Raw genomic sequence first — 16,198 nt, forward strand, 5'->3', positions numbered from 1 at the left:
AGTAATGTTATAATTTTATTTTCTTGTGAATAGTTTTTCCATCAGATAGGGTTACCTGCGTTACATAAACTCCCGGCTCCAAAGATTTGGATTCAAAGCTGGAGGCAGTAAGATCCACATTTTGTATTAATGTTCCTGAAATTGAATAAATATGGATGTTTTTCAGGCCATTTTTGGCGCGGACTTTAATCTGATTATTTTGAGAGAATATATCAGTACTGTTTTCTGCATTATTTCCGGTGATGCTCTTATTGAACTGGAGACCATAGAATTCTGTTAAGACTTCAAATGTGTAATTTTTTGATTCTAAAGTATTTGTGTTAATTCCACCTTCTCTTGTATATTCTTTTTGAGGAATTGTTTTAACAAGGCTTTTATTCTCATCAAATATATTAATAGCCATCAACTCATCAGGATTGATCTTTAAACTGATTATATTATTGTTTTCGGAATTTACAATATCCTTTTCGCTAATAGGAGTTGGGGCATTTTTGATATATGAGATCCATTTATTTTCATCGTTTTGAGATACTTTTAGTAGATATACACCATCTTGTAAAGTGGCTAAATTCTGATGAGTTAATGATTTTCCTTGAGAATTATCTTTGTTAAAATCTTTTATTTCAATCACTTCCATGGATCCTGAATTAGGTTGTATCTGTGACGAATAAAGAGGATTTAGTTTTGGTTGTGAATCAGCGGACTTTGAAGTGATTTTTGCCCATTCATTAAAAAGCCCACCGCTCCTGAGGGTATTAAATTTTGCATTAGATGCCAGAACAAATGGAACAATTCCTCCAACATGTCCCAGAGGGCCCCAGTAAAAAGACTGAAGCTTATATTTATCCAGATCCCACCATGAGTAATAGCCTCTTTGTACATCAATTGTTTTTGATGTATTTTCAGGTGGGATCGCAAGATCTACACTTGAGTGCCCTAAAGTCATAGGCGTTTTGTTATACCAGTCATAAACATCATTTGATTTTAAACAAAGTCTGAGTTTATTATTGTTGTTATTAGTAACGTCATTCACAAAATTATTTGTGAAAAGTTTTCTCCAGATGAGGGGTCCCCATAATAACCCTCCATTATCCTGCAGGACATGATAATTATACTTATCCATATATTCCGCGGAGATAACCTCTGAAATACTGGTGTTATATGTTTTATATCCTATGTTGTTACAGGTATTTACTACGTTGGCCAGGAAAGAAGTAAATGGATAGACATCTTTTTCTAAAACCCCTTTTTGCAGTGTAACTCCTGAAAAATCATACGGCCCGTCACCCATGTAGGCATACTTGAATTTCAATTGAGTGGGATTCGAATCGTTCAGCTTTTTTAAAGTAGACATTGCAGCGTGTGCTCCCTGGGAATATCCTGTCAGAAAATATTCATCATAACTCTTTATCCCTAGCTGTGCTAATACTTTATTGGCAGCTGTTACAAAATCGATAGTTGCGCTGGCTTCAGTAGGGTAATGGACATAAGGATGAACGCCATCACCACTTCCCATTCCCACATAGTCCGGAGCCATAAGGATATATCCATTCAGTACATAGGATAATTCAACAACAAATCCTGCGTATAATACACCCCTTAAATTAGAAGGAACATTATTTCTGCTGTCTGTTGTTCCATGGTCGGAAACAACGGTAGAAAGTTTGTAGTTAACGTTAGGGTACATAACCAGACCGGTTGCTTTTACCAGTGTATTGTTTTCATTTTTAGTGTAGTAAGTAATTTTGTACGCTTTCAAACCCACGTTAAATCCATTAAGATAGCTTACAAAATCAGGAGCATTTTGTTCTCCAAGGTTATTGGCGATAAAATTGATAACTCCCTGGGGAGTTAAATCCAGCTTTTGTTCAAAACTGGCAACGTCTCCTGCCTGCTGGGAAAAGTAAAATGGAGCAGCAAGTCCAAGCAATAAAAGAGTAATTTTTTTCATAATGACAATTTTTGGTTAGGTTAATATAGAATTTTTTAAAATTAAATTCACCTTGTTGAGATATCAATAATTATTCATTGAATAGTAGTATTGCAATTATTACAAAATAAAAGCGTCCGGTCAGCTGACCGGACGCTTTATACATCTCTATTATTTTATACTTAGAAAGCATTAATACCAGTAATATCCATTCCGGTAATTAACAGGTGAACATCGTGGGTTCCCTCATAAGTAATTACCGATTCAAGGTTTGCAGCGTGTCTCATCATTGGGAATTCCCCCATGATTCCCATTCCTCCTAAAATCTGACGGGATTCTCTGGCGATATCTATAGCCATTTTTACGTTATTTCTTTTAGCCATTGAAATCTGTGCAGGACTTGCTTTGTGATCGTTTTTAAGATTTCCTAACTGTAAACAAAGCAATTGTGCTTTTGTAATTTCTGTCAAAAATTCAGCTAATTTTTTCTGTTGTAGCTGATAAGATCCGATTGGATTGCCAAATTGTTTTCTCTCTTTAGAATACTGAACAGCAGTACAGTAGCAGTCAATTGCTGCCCCGATTACTCCCCAGGAAATCCCGTATCTTGCCGAGTTAAGGCAAGAAAGAGGTCCCTTTAATCCTGTTACTCCAGGAAGAAGGTTTTCTTTTGGAACCTTTACATTATTGAATACCAATTCTCCGGTTTTAGAAGCTCTCAAACTCCACTTATTATGTGTTTCAGGAGTCGTAAATCCTTCCATTCCTCTTTCAACGATTAATCCCTGAATTTTTCCTTCTTCATTTTTAGCCCAAACTACCGCAATATCGCATAAAGGAGAGTTTGTGATCCACATTTTCGCACCATTCAGAAGATAATGATCTCCCATATCTTTAAAATAGGTTTCCATAGAGCCGGGATCTGATCCATGGTTAGGCTCCGTTAATCCAAAAGATCCGATCATGTCTCCGGATGCCAGCTGAGGAAGGTATTTTCTTTTCTGTTCCTCAGAACCAAATTCATTAATAGGAAACATCACCAAAGAACTTTGTACAGAAGCGGCAGAACGAACTGCTGAATCTCCTCTTTCCAATTCCTGCATGATAAGACCATAAGAGATCTGATCTAATCCGGAACCACCGTATTCTACCGGAATATATGGACCAAGCGCACCTATTTTCCCTAATTCTTTCATTAAACCAGGTAAATCGGTATGATTTTGAGCAGCATGATCTATCTGAGGCATTACAAAGCTTTCTACCCAATCCCTTATAGATTGGCGGATTAGCTTGTGTTCTTCGGTAAGTAAGGCATCAATTCCGTAATAGTCAGGAATACTTGTAAGAGGATAATATGACATTTTTTAAATTTTCCTAAAAATAGCATTTTTCGCGATTTCAGAAAAATTTTTTTTTACTTGCTTTATTTCAGCCTATTTTTTTAATGTACCTGCAGGACATATAGAATTACGCCAACTTTTTAAGATGACGATAATCTAAGTTTTAAATAAGAACGTTGTTGAATTATTCCTCTTCCTCTTCGTTGGAAATAGGATAGTGGTTGGCGGAATTATGGATTTTATTCTTGAATTTATAGAGATAGGGCGCTTTGTTGGCAGAGCCATCATATAGTTTTTCCAGTCTTTCAAGAATATTTAAGCTTAATATTTTACGCTGAAAATTATTCCTTCTGAATTTCTGACCTAAAATGGTTTCGTACAATGACTGCAAGTCCTTCATGGTAAATTTCAACGGTAATAAATTGCTGGCAGCCACCTCGGTATTGATATTCATTCGAAGGTATTCCAATCCTGTTTCAATAATTTTATCATGATCAAATGCCATTTTAGGCAGGTTATTCACTTCAAACCATTCACAGGTTTCATTAAAAGCGTCCGGAAAAGTATTGGCAAGGGAAAAGTCAATAAGACTGCAATATCCGACAGTGATAAACCTTTGAAATATCCAGTGATTTCTTGGTACTTCTATGCCTTTATTTTTAAGGAGGATCTGGTGGACATTGTTTTCCGTACGGTCTATCCTTCCAAAGGTATGGAATTGTTTCAGGAAAATGTCCTTCAGGTGGGTTCTTTCGTAAAGTACACGTTGAGCAGCCTCTCTCAGATCTTCATCATTAAACACAAATCCGCCGGGAAGTGACCAGAGATCTAAATCATGATATTTTAAGAGCAGAACTTTCAGGATATTATTGTGAAAACCAAATATGGTACAGTCCACTGAAATGTGGGCTACAAAGTCTTTAGTATCAATAAGCTCCTTAAGCGTTTCTTTATTTTTTGAATCCTTGATTTCCATGGGAGTAAAAATAAAATTATTTTCAATATGTTTTTTTAATAAGTTTAAAATAAATCAAACTTATTGAAAAAAGGACAGTTACAATAAATAAAATGTATAGTGGATAGTACGTTAGTAATTGATTTTCAAAGAGTAGTGATATAACGATAGAACTTACTGAACTTCCCAAAGACGAAAAAATAACGATTAATGAAGTAAAAAGATTCGTTTTTTCTTTATCCACCTGAACAATCATTTTGGAATTAAGAACCGGATAGAGAGGAGAAAGAAACAATCCTATAACAGGAAATAAAAATAAAATGACCTTTGAATCTTCAGAATCAAGGTATTGTATTCCTAAAATACCTGCTAACACGAAAATAATAAACAGTAAGCAGAAGATATAATATTTTGAAAGATGAAAACGATGGATAACATTCGCGGTGATTGTTCTTCCTACATAAGAGAAAAGAGCTAAAAAGGAAGACGCCTGAAGAGCAAAGAACGAATTGACCTTCAAATGGTTTTTATAAAATGAAGGTAACCAGGAATTAAAGCTTTGTTCAACAAATACAATGGAAAAGACAACAACCAGAAATACAACAATAGAAGGAGTTATAAATCCTGACAGGTCGGAAAGAAAGGTTTTATTTTCAAAATTCTTTTCCGGTTCAGCGATCTCCAATCTTGAAAACAAAATAATGGTAACAAAGGAGAGTAAGGAAATTCCGATAAACCCAAACTTCCAGTATTCCGAATATTGACTGGAGATCAGCCACCCAAACCCCGTATTGACCACAAAGATCCCGATCATGAATGATGCTTCTACATTACTCATGGTTTTGGTAAGGGATTTTTCATCGGAAATATTATTTCTGATAATTCCGAAAACACAAATCTTCCCTATGGCAAAGCATGTTCCTATAATAGCAAACCAAAGCTTATAAAACCAGAATACTTTTACGAAGGGGAGAATTGATGAACAGATTCCTACAATAATCAGAGCAAAGATCAAAGCTTTTTTTGTTCCGATCCTGCTTATAAAATTGACGGCAAAAAGAGAAAAAAAGGCAATTGGTAAATCTTTGAAAGATTCCAAAAGTCCTAATTTTTCATAAGTAATTTTGGCTTCGGAAAGTTGCAAGATGACAATACCCATGCAGTTTAAGACCATGGAGAAAATGAGGAAGGTTAGTTTTAACGGAAGTGAAATATTGTGAAGCTTGCTCGTCATTTTGGGGATTAATTTTATTAAATTTTTATGAGTTTTTATGAAATTTTAATCAAAAAAAAGGGCTTTGAACCCCAAAAATAAAAGAAATATTAAAATATTTATTAATATAATGTTAACTATTTAAAAAAAAAATATATTTTTATTGTCTCAAAATGAGAATTAAAAAAACTAACTGTATATGAATATTAGAATATCAAGAGGTTTGGGAGTAGTTGCTGTACTATATTTTACAGCTAATTTCAGTGCCCAAAAAACAACCAATGATACTCTTCCGAAAGAACAAAAAATAGAGGAAGTAGTTATGATTGGTTATGGTACTCAAAAAAAGAGTAATGTGACTGGAGCAATTTCAAGTATTAAAGCTTCAGATATTGATGACGTTCCAGCAGGAAGACCAGAACAAATTCTACAAGGTAGAGCGGCTGGTGTCTCTGTAATTTCAAATTCTGGACAACCGGGATCTACTGCAACAATCAGAGTTCGTGGTATTACCAGCTTTGGAGCTGGAAGTAACGATCCACTATGGGTAGTGGATGGTATTGTTGTTGACAACATTGGTTGGTTGAATCAATCTGATATTGAGGGAATGGAAATTCTGAAAGATGGTGCTTCTGCAGCTATTTATGGGGTTTCTGCAGCAAAAGGGGTTGTCTTGATTACGACAAAGAAAGGTGCAAAAGGAAGATTAAATCTTTCCTATAATGGTTTCTTTGGGGTTGGAAGTGCATCCAAAAAATTGGATCTTTTGAATGCATCACAATATGGGATGATTATGAATGAAGCCAATATGAACGATGGAAAACCTGCTACTTTTTCAAACCCATCGGCGTTAGGAAATGGAACAGATTGGCAAAAGCAGATCTTTAATTCAGCCCAACGATCTTCTCATGAATTCAGTATCAGTGGAGGAAGTGATAAATCCACATTTTATACTTCATTCGGATATTACGATCAACAAGGTATTGTATTGAGAGATATTTCTAATTATAAAAGAATTAACGGAAGAATCAACTCAACACATAAAGTCTTTGATTTCTTAACGATAGGACAGACCTTTGCTTATACACACACAAAATCACAAGGAATTAATGAGAATAATGAATTTGGTGGACCATTAAGTTCAGCGATCAATCTTGATCCAACCACTCCTGTAGTAGTTACAAATGGTATTGCCAATCAGCCTTTTCCAAGTGATTACAATAGTCCTAATATTGTAAGAGATCCAAATGGAAACCCTTATGGAATTTCTCATTTTGTAAATAAAGAGATGACTAATCCATTAGCATTTAGACAAACTCAATTAGGAAGATACAAGTGGACAGATGATTTGGTAGCTAATATATTTGCTGATTTAAAAATTTATAAACATCTTAGTTTTAAATCAAGTGTTAACGGAAAACTTTCTTATTGGGGGAATCAAGCGTTTACTCCGGTATCATATTTGAGTCCAGCCAGTAAAAATGATTTTAATAATTTGTTCAGAGAAACTCAAAAGAAGTTTGAATGGAGTACGGAAAACACATTTACTTATCAAAACAAATTTGGCGAACATAGTTTAAATGTATTGTTAGGGCAGGGCTATTATGAATATAATATTTCTTCAGGTCAAAATACCACTTATAAAAACTTACCTACGAATGATTGGCAGGAAGCTTCTTTCAATTTTGAAATTCCACAATCAGATAGAGCTACTAATGCATGGGATGGAAAAGAAACTCACAAGACATCTTATTTTGCCAGAGTAGTTTATGACTATGCCAATAGATATCTTTTCACTGGTACGATCAGAAGAGATGGCTCTTCAAAATTTGGAAGCAATAATCATTGGGGGAATTTCCCAGCAATGTCTTTGGGATGGAATGTATCAAATGAAGAATTCTGGCCTCAGAACAATGTCGTAAATAGTTTTAAATTAAGAGGAGGTTATGGAGTTTTAGGAAATGATGCTATTGATGATTTCCAGTTTGCCAATTTCTTGGTTCCGGGAAGTAATTATACTTTTGGAGATGATATCATTCACATTGGATATGCACCAAGTACATTAGAAAATCCAAATTTGAAATGGGAAAGAACATCACAGTTTAACATTGCAGCGGATTTAAAAATCTTTAAGAATTTCGATTTATCAGTTGATGTATACAGAAAAAAGAGTACTGATATTTTGAGAAGAATTGATCTTCCTGGTTACCTTGGCTTAATAAATAATCCATTTAGAAATATTGGAGATATGAATAATGATGGGGTAGAGGTTAGTTTAGGATATAAAAAGAATTGGGGGGGATTTTGGGTTTTCAGCGAATGGTAATTTTGCTTATCTGAAAAATGAGATTACACGACTAGAGGGCGATAAGCCATATGTGAATTTTGCTTCATTCCAGTCTATGGGAGCAGTTTCCAGATTACAGGTTGGTTCATCATATGGTTCATTCTATGGATATCAGAACTTGGGTGTATTCCAGAACCAGGCTGAAATTGATGCTTACAGAAACGCAAACGGAGGATTGATCCAAGCGAATGCTAAACCAGGAGATTTTAAACGTCTGGATGCAAACGGTGATGGGAAAATTGATGAGAACGATTACGTAAACCTTGGAAACTCTGTACCTAAATACACATTTGGACTTACTTTGAATATGAATTATAAGAACTTTGACCTGATGGTATTTGCTCAGGGGCAGGCAGGAAATAAAATATTCCAGGGCTTGAGAAGATTGGATATTCAGGAGGCTAATTATCAAACAACCATTCTTGATCGTTGGACAGGACAAGGAACTTCCAACACCATTGCAAGGGTGACTAAAGATGATCCTAATCAAAACTATACAAGAATGTCTGATTATTATTTGCAAAAGGGTGATTACTTACGTTTGAAACTGGTACAGGTAGGATATACACTTCCTAAAAATCTTTCAGAAACAATCGGAGCAAGTAAAGTAAGATTTTATATTACTGCAGAAAATTTGGTAACATTTACTAAGTATACAGGTTATGATCCTGAGATTGCAGGTGGTGATACCTTTGGAATCGATAGAGCATACTATCCACAGGCAAGAACTTTCCTTTTCGGTGCTAATGTTCAATTTTAATTTAAAGAAAAATGAAAAATAAAAGATTTATATATAAGAGTTTATCTGTCTTATTATTGACAGGTATAAGTTATGGAGCAATATCTTGTAACAATAGCAATCTCGAAGATGTGCAAAATACTGGGACATTTGACTCCGATAACTATTTTAAAAATGAAGAACAATCTTTTTCAGGTTTAGTTGCTGTTTATGACATGCTAAGAAAGTATTCTGGTGGATTTGAAAATGAGGTTACTTTCTTTAATGGCGCATCTGATGACTTCTTCTCAGGAGGTGGAAGCTCTACGGATGGTGCCGGTATTCAGGGTTTTTCTAATTATACGATCAATCCTATCATTATGCCACTCAGCTACTGGAAAGATTATTATCAGGGAATTGCAAAAGCAAATCTTTTATTAGATAGAATTCCTAATGCAAATATGAATGACCAGACCAGAAAAAGATTTATAGCTGAAGCTAAAGTATTAAGATCTTTGTATTACTTTGAATTGTTGAGAATGTTCAAAAACATTCCTCTCATCTTAAAGCCAATATTAGCAAACGACGATTTCTATAATATTCCTCAAGCAAATCCAGCGGATGTTTATGCTCAGATAGAATCGGATATTGTTTCAGCTATTAATGATCTTCCTTTATCTATTCCGTCTAGTAATAAAAGTGAAGTAGGAAGAATTACTCAAGGATCTGCACGTGCTATTTTAGGGAAAATTTATTTATATGATAAAAAGAATACTGAAGCAGCTGCCCAATTTGCAATGGTAAATGGAGATCCAGGTACTACAAGCCAGTATGGATATAAATTAGTTGCTAATTTTGCTGATTTATGGAAAGTAGATAATAAATTTACTACAGAATCCATCTTAGAGGTAATGCATACCAATAAAAGTAATGCGGATTGGCCATTTTGGGGGACTGGGAAAGATGAAGGAAATACGATCAATCAAATGGTAGGGATCATATCTTATGGACGTATTGTTCCTCCGGCAGGTAGTCCACCAAACAATGCTCCTGATCTTTCTTCAGGCTGGGGGTTCAATCCTGCTACAGAAGATTTATTTAATTTTATGCAAGGAGATCCTCGTTTAGATGCTACTATATTCAATGCTAAACAGTTAAAAGCAGATAATAAGATTTCTTATTCACCTGGATTTAAAGATACAGGGTATTTCTTGAATAAATATGTACCAAGAACTGCTGATAAATCTAATCAACCCGGGCCAACTGAGTTGAATTACCGTCAAAACTTTATTGCCATCAGACTAGCAGATACTTATCTTATGGAAGCAGAAGCTTTAGGAGGTTCCGGAGCAAGAGCTCAGGCCCTACTAGATGCTGTAAGGGATAGAGTAGGATTGCCTTCAGTTCCGGTTTCTATGCAGGCTATTAAAGACGAAAGAAGGAGAGAGCTAGCAGGTGAAGGACACAGATGGTTTGACCTGGTAAGATGGGGGGGATGCTCCGGCAAAATTGGGAGCAAGAGGCTTTACAGCAGGTAAAAATGAAATTTTGCCAATTCCTTTTAATGAACTAGTAAATACAGCATTAAAACAAAACCCTGGCTACTAAAAACATGAAGTTTCACAGTTTATATAGTTTCTTTTTTAGAAGTATCACACCACTTTGTGGTGTGGTACTTTTATCTTTATCAGCATGTAAGTCACATTCGGTAAGTACAAGAAACGAAGTTCAGATATGGCTTACGAAAGGAGATGAGAGTATAAAATTACAACAGCAACCTTCAATTGGTTTTACAAACAATCCGGGTAGCAGTCAGAATATTGAAATTGATGACCAGCAAAAGTTTCAATATATTGACGGTTTCGGATATACGCTGACAGGAGGAAGTGTGGAAGTAATCAACAGGCTTTCAGAAACTAAAAGAAAAGCATTATTATATGAGCTTTTTGGTAAAAAGGATCAGTCCATTTCAGTCTCTTATATAAGATTGAGTGTCGGAGCTTCAGATCTTGACGGTGAAGTTTTCTCCTATGACGATTTACCGGAAGGACAAAAAGATCCATCATTACAACATTTCAGCCTTGCAAAGGACAAAGATCTGATTGCTATGCTAAAGGAGATTTTAGCAATTAATCCTAAAATTAAGTTTATTTCGGCACCCTGGTCTGCACCTGTCTGGATGAAAGATAACGGAAAGTCAAAAGGGGGAAGTTTAAAGCCTGAATATTATAAGGTATATGCTGATTACTTTGTAAAATACATTCAGGGAATGAAAAAAGAAGGGATTACAATTGATGCCATTACTCCTCAGAATGAACCCTTACACCCGGGAAACAATCCGAGTTTATATATGACCTCTGATCAGCAGAAAGATTTTATTAAAAATCATTTGGGACCTGCCTTTAAATCTAAAGGCATTACAACTAAAATTGTTGTGTACGACCACAATTGTAATAAACCTGAATACGCAACCAACATACTGAGTGATCCCGAAGCTTATCAATATGTGGATGGTTCTGCATTCCATCTTTATGAAGGCGATATTTCTGCGTTAAGTACTGTCCATAATGCTTATCCTGATAAAAACCTTTATTTTACAGAGCAGTGGACAGGTTCCAGGAGCAACTTTAATGAAGATCTGAATTGGCATACCAAGAATGTGATCATCGGTTCTATGAGAAACTGGAGTAAAATAGCTCTGGAATGGAACCTTGCTAATGATCCGCAGTATAAGCCGCACACTGAAGGTGGCTGTACGGAATGTAAAGGAGCCATTACAGTTTCCGATAAAGAAAATTTCACGAGAAACGTTTCGTATTACATTATTGCGCACGCTTCTAAGTTCATTCCGGCAAACTCGCAAAGGATAGCTTCATCTCAAACTGATAATCTGTCGACTGTAGCATTCAGAACACCTGAAGGAAGAACAGTTTTGATCGTACAGAATAATAGTAAAACAAAAGAGACCTTCTCTCTTAAATTTAATCAAAAAACAGCTCAGGTAAGTTTACCCGGAAACGCTGTTGCAACCTATATTTTCTAAATTATGAAAAGAGTTTATTTCTTACTGGCATTTGCCACTTTCGGACTGAATATATACGGACAAAAAACAATCGACCAGAAAGTTTCTGAGCTTTTGTCTAAAATGACATTAGAAGAAAAAGTAGGGCAATTGGTTCAATATAGTGGTTTTGCTTATGCAACAGGACCCCAGAATTCCAATTCGGCAACTGTTCTTGAAGAAATAAAAAAAGGTAAGGTAGGTTCCATGCTCAATGTAGCTGGTGTAGAAGAAACAAGAGCTTTTCAGAAATTAGCATTGGAATCAAGGTTGAAAATTCCATTATTATTTGGCCAGGATGTGATCCATGGATATAGAACTACATTCCCTGTGAATATCGGACAAGCTGCGAGCTGGGATTTAGGATTAATTGAAAAGTCTGAAAGAATTGCAGCAACGGAAGCTTCAGCATATGGTATCCACTGGACTTTTGCACCGATGGTCGATATTGCCAGAGATCCGAGATGGGGAAGGGTAATGGAAGGCTCGGGTGAGGATACATATCTCGGTACTTTAATTGGCCTGGCAAGAATCAAAGGATTTCAGGGGAAAGGTTTAGGAAACCTTGATGCTATAATGGCCTGTGCCAAACATTTTGCAGCCTATGGTGCTGCAGTGGGTGGTAGAGATTATAATTCTGTGGACATGAGCCCCAGACAATTGAATGAAACTTATTTACCCCCTTTTAAAGCAGCAGCAGGGGCCGGAGTTGCTACGTTTATGAATTCATTTAATGACATTAATGGAATTCCTGCGACGGCAAACCAATACATTCTCAGAGACCTGTTAAAAGGGTCGTGGAACTATAAAGGCTTTGTGGTTTCAGATTGGGGCAGCATTGGTGAAATGGTGAACCACGGATATACAAAGGATAAAGCGGAAGCTGCTGAAAAGGCTATTATCGCAGGAAGTGATATGGATATGGAAAGTCGTGTTTATATGGCTGAACTTCCCAAACTTGTAAAAGACGGAAAAGTAGACCCGAAATTTATTGATGATGCGGCCAGAAGAATTTTAATTAAAAAATTCGAAATGGGGTTATTCGATGATCCTTACCGTTTTAGTGATGAGAAAAGACAAAAAGAACAAACAGATAATCTTGAGAACAGGAAGTTTGGAAGAGAGTTCGGTTCAAAAAGTATCGTCCTTTTAAAAAATCAGAATAGCGTTCTGCCTCTCTCAAAATCTACAAAAACTGTAGCTTTGATAGGTCCTTTCGGGAAAGAAACTGTTGCGAATCATGGTTTCTGGTCTGTAGCATTCAAAGATGACAATCAAAGAATTGTGAGCCAGTTTGATGGAATTAAGAATCAACTGGATAAAGGTTCCACATTATTGTATGCCAAAGGATGTAATGTTGACGACCAGGATCGCTCTATGTTTGCTGAAGCAATAGAGACGGCAAAAAAAGCGGATGTGGTTATTATGACCTTGGGTGAAGGGCATGCTATGAGTGGAGAGGCAAAGAGCAGAAGCAATATTCACTTTTCTGGAGTTCAGGAAGAATTATTAAAGGAAATTGCAAAAACAGGAAAACCAGTTGTTTTAATGATTAATGCAGGAAGGCCTTTGGTTTTTGATTGGGCAGCGGACCATATTCCAACAATTTTATACACATGGTGGCTTGGTACTGAAGCAGGAAATTCAATTGCGGATGTTCTTTTTGGTTCTGTAAATCCGGGTGGAAAGCTTCCGATGACTTTTCCCAGAACTGAAGGTCAGATCCCTGTGTATTATAACCATTATAATACCGGAAGACCGGCAAAAACCAATAAAGAAAGGAGTTATGTTTCAGCATATATCGATCTGGATAATGACCCTAAATTTCCTTTTGGATATGGATTGAGTTACACAAAATTCAAATATTTCGATATGACATTAAGTTCTGAAAATCTTAGAGGAAATCAATCTTTACAAATTAAAGTTAATGTTTCCAATAATGGAAATTATGACGGCGAGGAAGTCGTGCAGCTTTATATTAGAGACTTATTCGGAAAAGTGGTAAGACCGGTAAAGGAGTTAAAAGGATTTCAAAAAATATTCCTGAAAAAAGGAGAAACGAAAACTGTGAGTTTTACACTGTCACCTGAAAATTTAAAATTCTATGACGACAAGTTGAATTTTGATTGGGAAGGGGGTGAATTTGAAATTATGGTAGGAACAAACTCTCAGGAAGTTCAGACAAAGAAAATTAATTGGATTAAATAGCCAGGATTACTAATGCGGGTAGTAGCCCGCTTTATATTAACGCATATGAAATTTTTTTTTTCGAAATAGTTTACATGTATGGGTTGGAGGGATGCTGCTGTTTTCAGTGTTAGATTGTGCTTCATATAAAACAGATTCCGGCAGGAAGCTGATCTGGAGTGATGAATTTAATGGAAAGGGATTACCTGATTCATCAAAATGGAATTATGATGTAGGCGGAGGTGGTTTTGGAAATGAGGAAGCTCAGTATTATACAAAAGACCGTCCTGAAAATGCAAGAATCGAAAATGGGAATCTGGTGATCGAAGCAAGAAAAGAAGCATGGGATAAAAATAAATACACATCTGCACGACTTTTAACCAAAGGGAAGTTCTCTTTTCAATATGGAACAATTGAAGTAAGGGCTAAATTACCCAAAGGAAGAGGAACGTGGCCTGCCATATGGATGATGAGTGAGAATATGAAGAAGTGGCCGGATGATGGAGAACTTGATATTATGGAACATGTGGGATTCAATCCCGGATACATCCATGCATCAGTGCACACGAAAAAATACAATCATATCAAGGGAACTCAGAAAACAGATACTTTGATTGTTAATGATGCCAGTGAACGCTACCATGTGTATAAAGCAGACTGGACGCCGGAAAAAATAGAGGTTTATATTGACGATAAAAAATTTTTCACGTACGAGAACGAGGAAAAAACAAACGAAGCCTGGCCCTTTAACCGGCCGTATTATATCATTTTGAATTTGGCTATAGGTGGATTCTGGGGTGGAAAAGAAGGAATTGATGACTCTATTTTTCCTCAGAAGTACTATATAGATTATGTACGGGTTTATCAGAATAAATAATGAAGGGAGTTGCACAGCTCCGTAAAAACAGGAAGTAATAATAATGAAAAAACTAATTGTAAGCTGTCTTATTGCAGGGATAGCCAGTCATGTCAATGCGCAGAATTACTGGAAGAAGAATGCCGGAAAATCGGCCAGGGTTATACTGACGAATTCCAAAACTGATGAAAAGATGGTAGATAAGGGAATGGTGCAGTTTGCAAAATTTGACCAGCCTAAAGAAAATGAAGCCTGTGTTTTTGTAGACCCGGATTTTAAATATCAGAAACTGATCGGAATCGGAGGTGCAATAACAGATGCAGCTGCAGAGACGTTTTATAAACTACCGAAGGATAAGCAGAAAGAAATCATAGAAGCCTATTATGGTAAGAATGGATTAGGCTATACTGTAGTGCGTACCAATATGAATTCATGTGATTTTTCAAGTGATTCGTACACGTATGTAGAAGATAATGATACCTCATTAAAATCATTCTCCGTTGCTCATGATGAAAAATATAAAATACCGATGATCCAGGAAGCTCAAAAGGCGATAGGGAATCAGTTCAAATTGTATTTTTCACCATGGAGCCCACCGGCATGGATGAAATCGAATAAAAATATGCTTAATGGAGGCCGGCTTGAGAACCAGTATTATCAGACCTGGGCGGATTATTATATAAAGTTCATCAGGGAATATGAAAAAAGAGGAATCAAAATCTGGGGATTAACTGTACAAAATGAAGCCATGGCTAAACAAACCTGGGAATCTTGTTTGTACACTGCTGAAGAAGAGGCCGCTTTCCTGAAGAATAACCTGGGACCCACTCTATGGAAAAACGGATTTAAAGATAAAAAAGTAATGATCTGGGATCATAACAGAGATCTGATCTTTCAAAGAGCCACAACAACTTTAAGTGATCCTGAGACTTCAAAGTATGCTTCAGGAATTGCCTATCATTGGTATGAGACCTGGCACAATAAGACCCAGTTGTTTGATAATGTTGGGGAAACACACAGGGCATTTCCGGATAAGTTCCTGGCTTTTACAGAAGGATGTAAGGAAGTTTTCAATATGTCAAGGATCAATGATGTAAGTCTTGGTGAATTGTACGGAAAAAATATGATCAATGACTTTAACAGAGGTACATCATTATGGACGGACTGGAATGTTTTGCTTGACGAAACAGGAGGTCCGAATCATGTAGGAAATTTATGTTTTGCTCCGATTATTGCAGATACCCAGTCAGGAGAAGTACATTATACCTACGAATATTATTATGTAGGGCATGTTTCAAAATACATTAAACCCAATGCACAAAGAATTGGAAGCTCTACCAATACATCAGGGTTGATTTCTACCTCATTCATAAATGAGAACGGCCAGTTGGTTACCGTTATTATGAATAATACAGATAGTGATATCAATGCGAGCCTCTGGATCGAAGGAATGGCTGCCAAACTTCCTGCGCCAGCGCATTCCATACAAACAGTAATTCTATAATACACTTCATATTAATATTTTTTTTATTAAAGTAGGCTGTCTTTTTTTAGACAGCCTACATTGTTTTTTTATTAAAAAAATAAAAAT

Annotated in this window: 11 protein-coding genes; 7 read left to right on the plus strand and 4 right to left on the minus strand. The window is 36.2% G+C overall.

What is annotated here, in order from left to right:
- Positions 1-7: 7 nt before the first annotated feature.
- The 4 genes from ACJ5H0_RS01200 to ACJ5H0_RS01215 form a co-directional block, all read right to left on the minus strand.
- Positions 8-1,951 (minus strand): T9SS type A sorting domain-containing protein, encoded by a 1,944-nt coding sequence (locus tag ACJ5H0_RS01200; RefSeq protein ID WP_411246809.1) that lies wholly within the window; start codon positions 1,949-1,951, stop codon positions 8-10.
- A 161-nt stretch (positions 1,952-2,112) separates the two neighbouring features.
- On the minus strand, positions 2,113-3,291 hold the full coding sequence (locus tag ACJ5H0_RS01205; protein WP_273647810.1) for an acyl-CoA dehydrogenase family protein: 1,179 nt from the start codon (positions 3,289-3,291) through the stop codon (positions 2,113-2,115).
- A 163-nt stretch (positions 3,292-3,454) separates the two neighbouring features.
- Complete coding sequence (locus tag ACJ5H0_RS01210; RefSeq protein WP_172283297.1) at positions 3,455-4,246, minus strand: NUDIX hydrolase; 792 nt, start codon at positions 4,244-4,246, stop codon at positions 3,455-3,457.
- Positions 4,247-4,268: 22 nt separating this feature from the next.
- The gene (locus tag ACJ5H0_RS01215; protein ID WP_345988869.1) at positions 4,269-5,459 is read right to left on the minus strand and encodes an MFS transporter; all 1,191 of its coding nucleotides are present in this window, start codon (positions 5,457-5,459) and stop codon (positions 4,269-4,271) included.
- Between the two features lie 178 nt (positions 5,460-5,637).
- Here ACJ5H0_RS01215 and ACJ5H0_RS01220 point away from each other — a divergent pair, with 178 nt between their 5' ends.
- From ACJ5H0_RS01220 to ACJ5H0_RS01250, 7 genes are all read left to right on the plus strand, one after another.
- Entirely contained in the window at positions 5,638-7,764 is a 2,127-nt protein-coding gene (locus tag ACJ5H0_RS01220; RefSeq protein ID WP_411246810.1) for a SusC/RagA family TonB-linked outer membrane protein, read from the plus strand.
- 52 nt (positions 7,765-7,816) lie between these two features.
- Entirely contained in the window at positions 7,817-8,545 is a 729-nt protein-coding gene (locus tag ACJ5H0_RS01225; protein WP_411246811.1) for a SusC/RagA family TonB-linked outer membrane protein, read from the plus strand.
- Positions 8,546-8,556: 11 nt separating this feature from the next.
- Entirely contained in the window at positions 8,557-10,041 is a 1,485-nt protein-coding gene (locus tag ACJ5H0_RS01230; RefSeq protein WP_411246812.1) for a RagB/SusD family nutrient uptake outer membrane protein, read from the plus strand.
- Positions 10,042-10,115: 74 nt separating this feature from the next.
- Positions 10,116-11,546: a glycoside hydrolase family 30 protein gene (locus tag ACJ5H0_RS01235; protein WP_411246813.1), complete on the plus strand. Its 1,431-nt coding sequence runs from the start codon at positions 10,116-10,118 to the stop codon at positions 11,544-11,546.
- Positions 11,547-11,549: 3 nt separating this feature from the next.
- Entirely contained in the window at positions 11,550-13,772 is a 2,223-nt protein-coding gene (gene bglX / locus ACJ5H0_RS01240; protein ID WP_411246814.1) for a beta-glucosidase BglX, read from the plus strand.
- Positions 13,773-13,863: 91 nt separating this feature from the next.
- Positions 13,864-14,628: a glycoside hydrolase family 16 protein gene (locus ACJ5H0_RS01245; protein WP_411246815.1), complete on the plus strand. Its 765-nt coding sequence runs from the start codon at positions 13,864-13,866 to the stop codon at positions 14,626-14,628.
- 43 nt (positions 14,629-14,671) lie between these two features.
- Positions 14,672-16,111 (plus strand): glycoside hydrolase family 30 protein, encoded by a 1,440-nt coding sequence (locus tag ACJ5H0_RS01250; RefSeq protein WP_411246816.1) that lies wholly within the window; start codon positions 14,672-14,674, stop codon positions 16,109-16,111.
- Positions 16,112-16,198: the final 87 nt, after the last annotated feature.

It is taken from the genome of Chryseobacterium proteolyticum (genome assembly GCF_046591535.1).
Classification (GTDB): Bacteria; Bacteroidota; Bacteroidia; order Flavobacteriales; family Weeksellaceae; genus Chryseobacterium; species Chryseobacterium proteolyticum.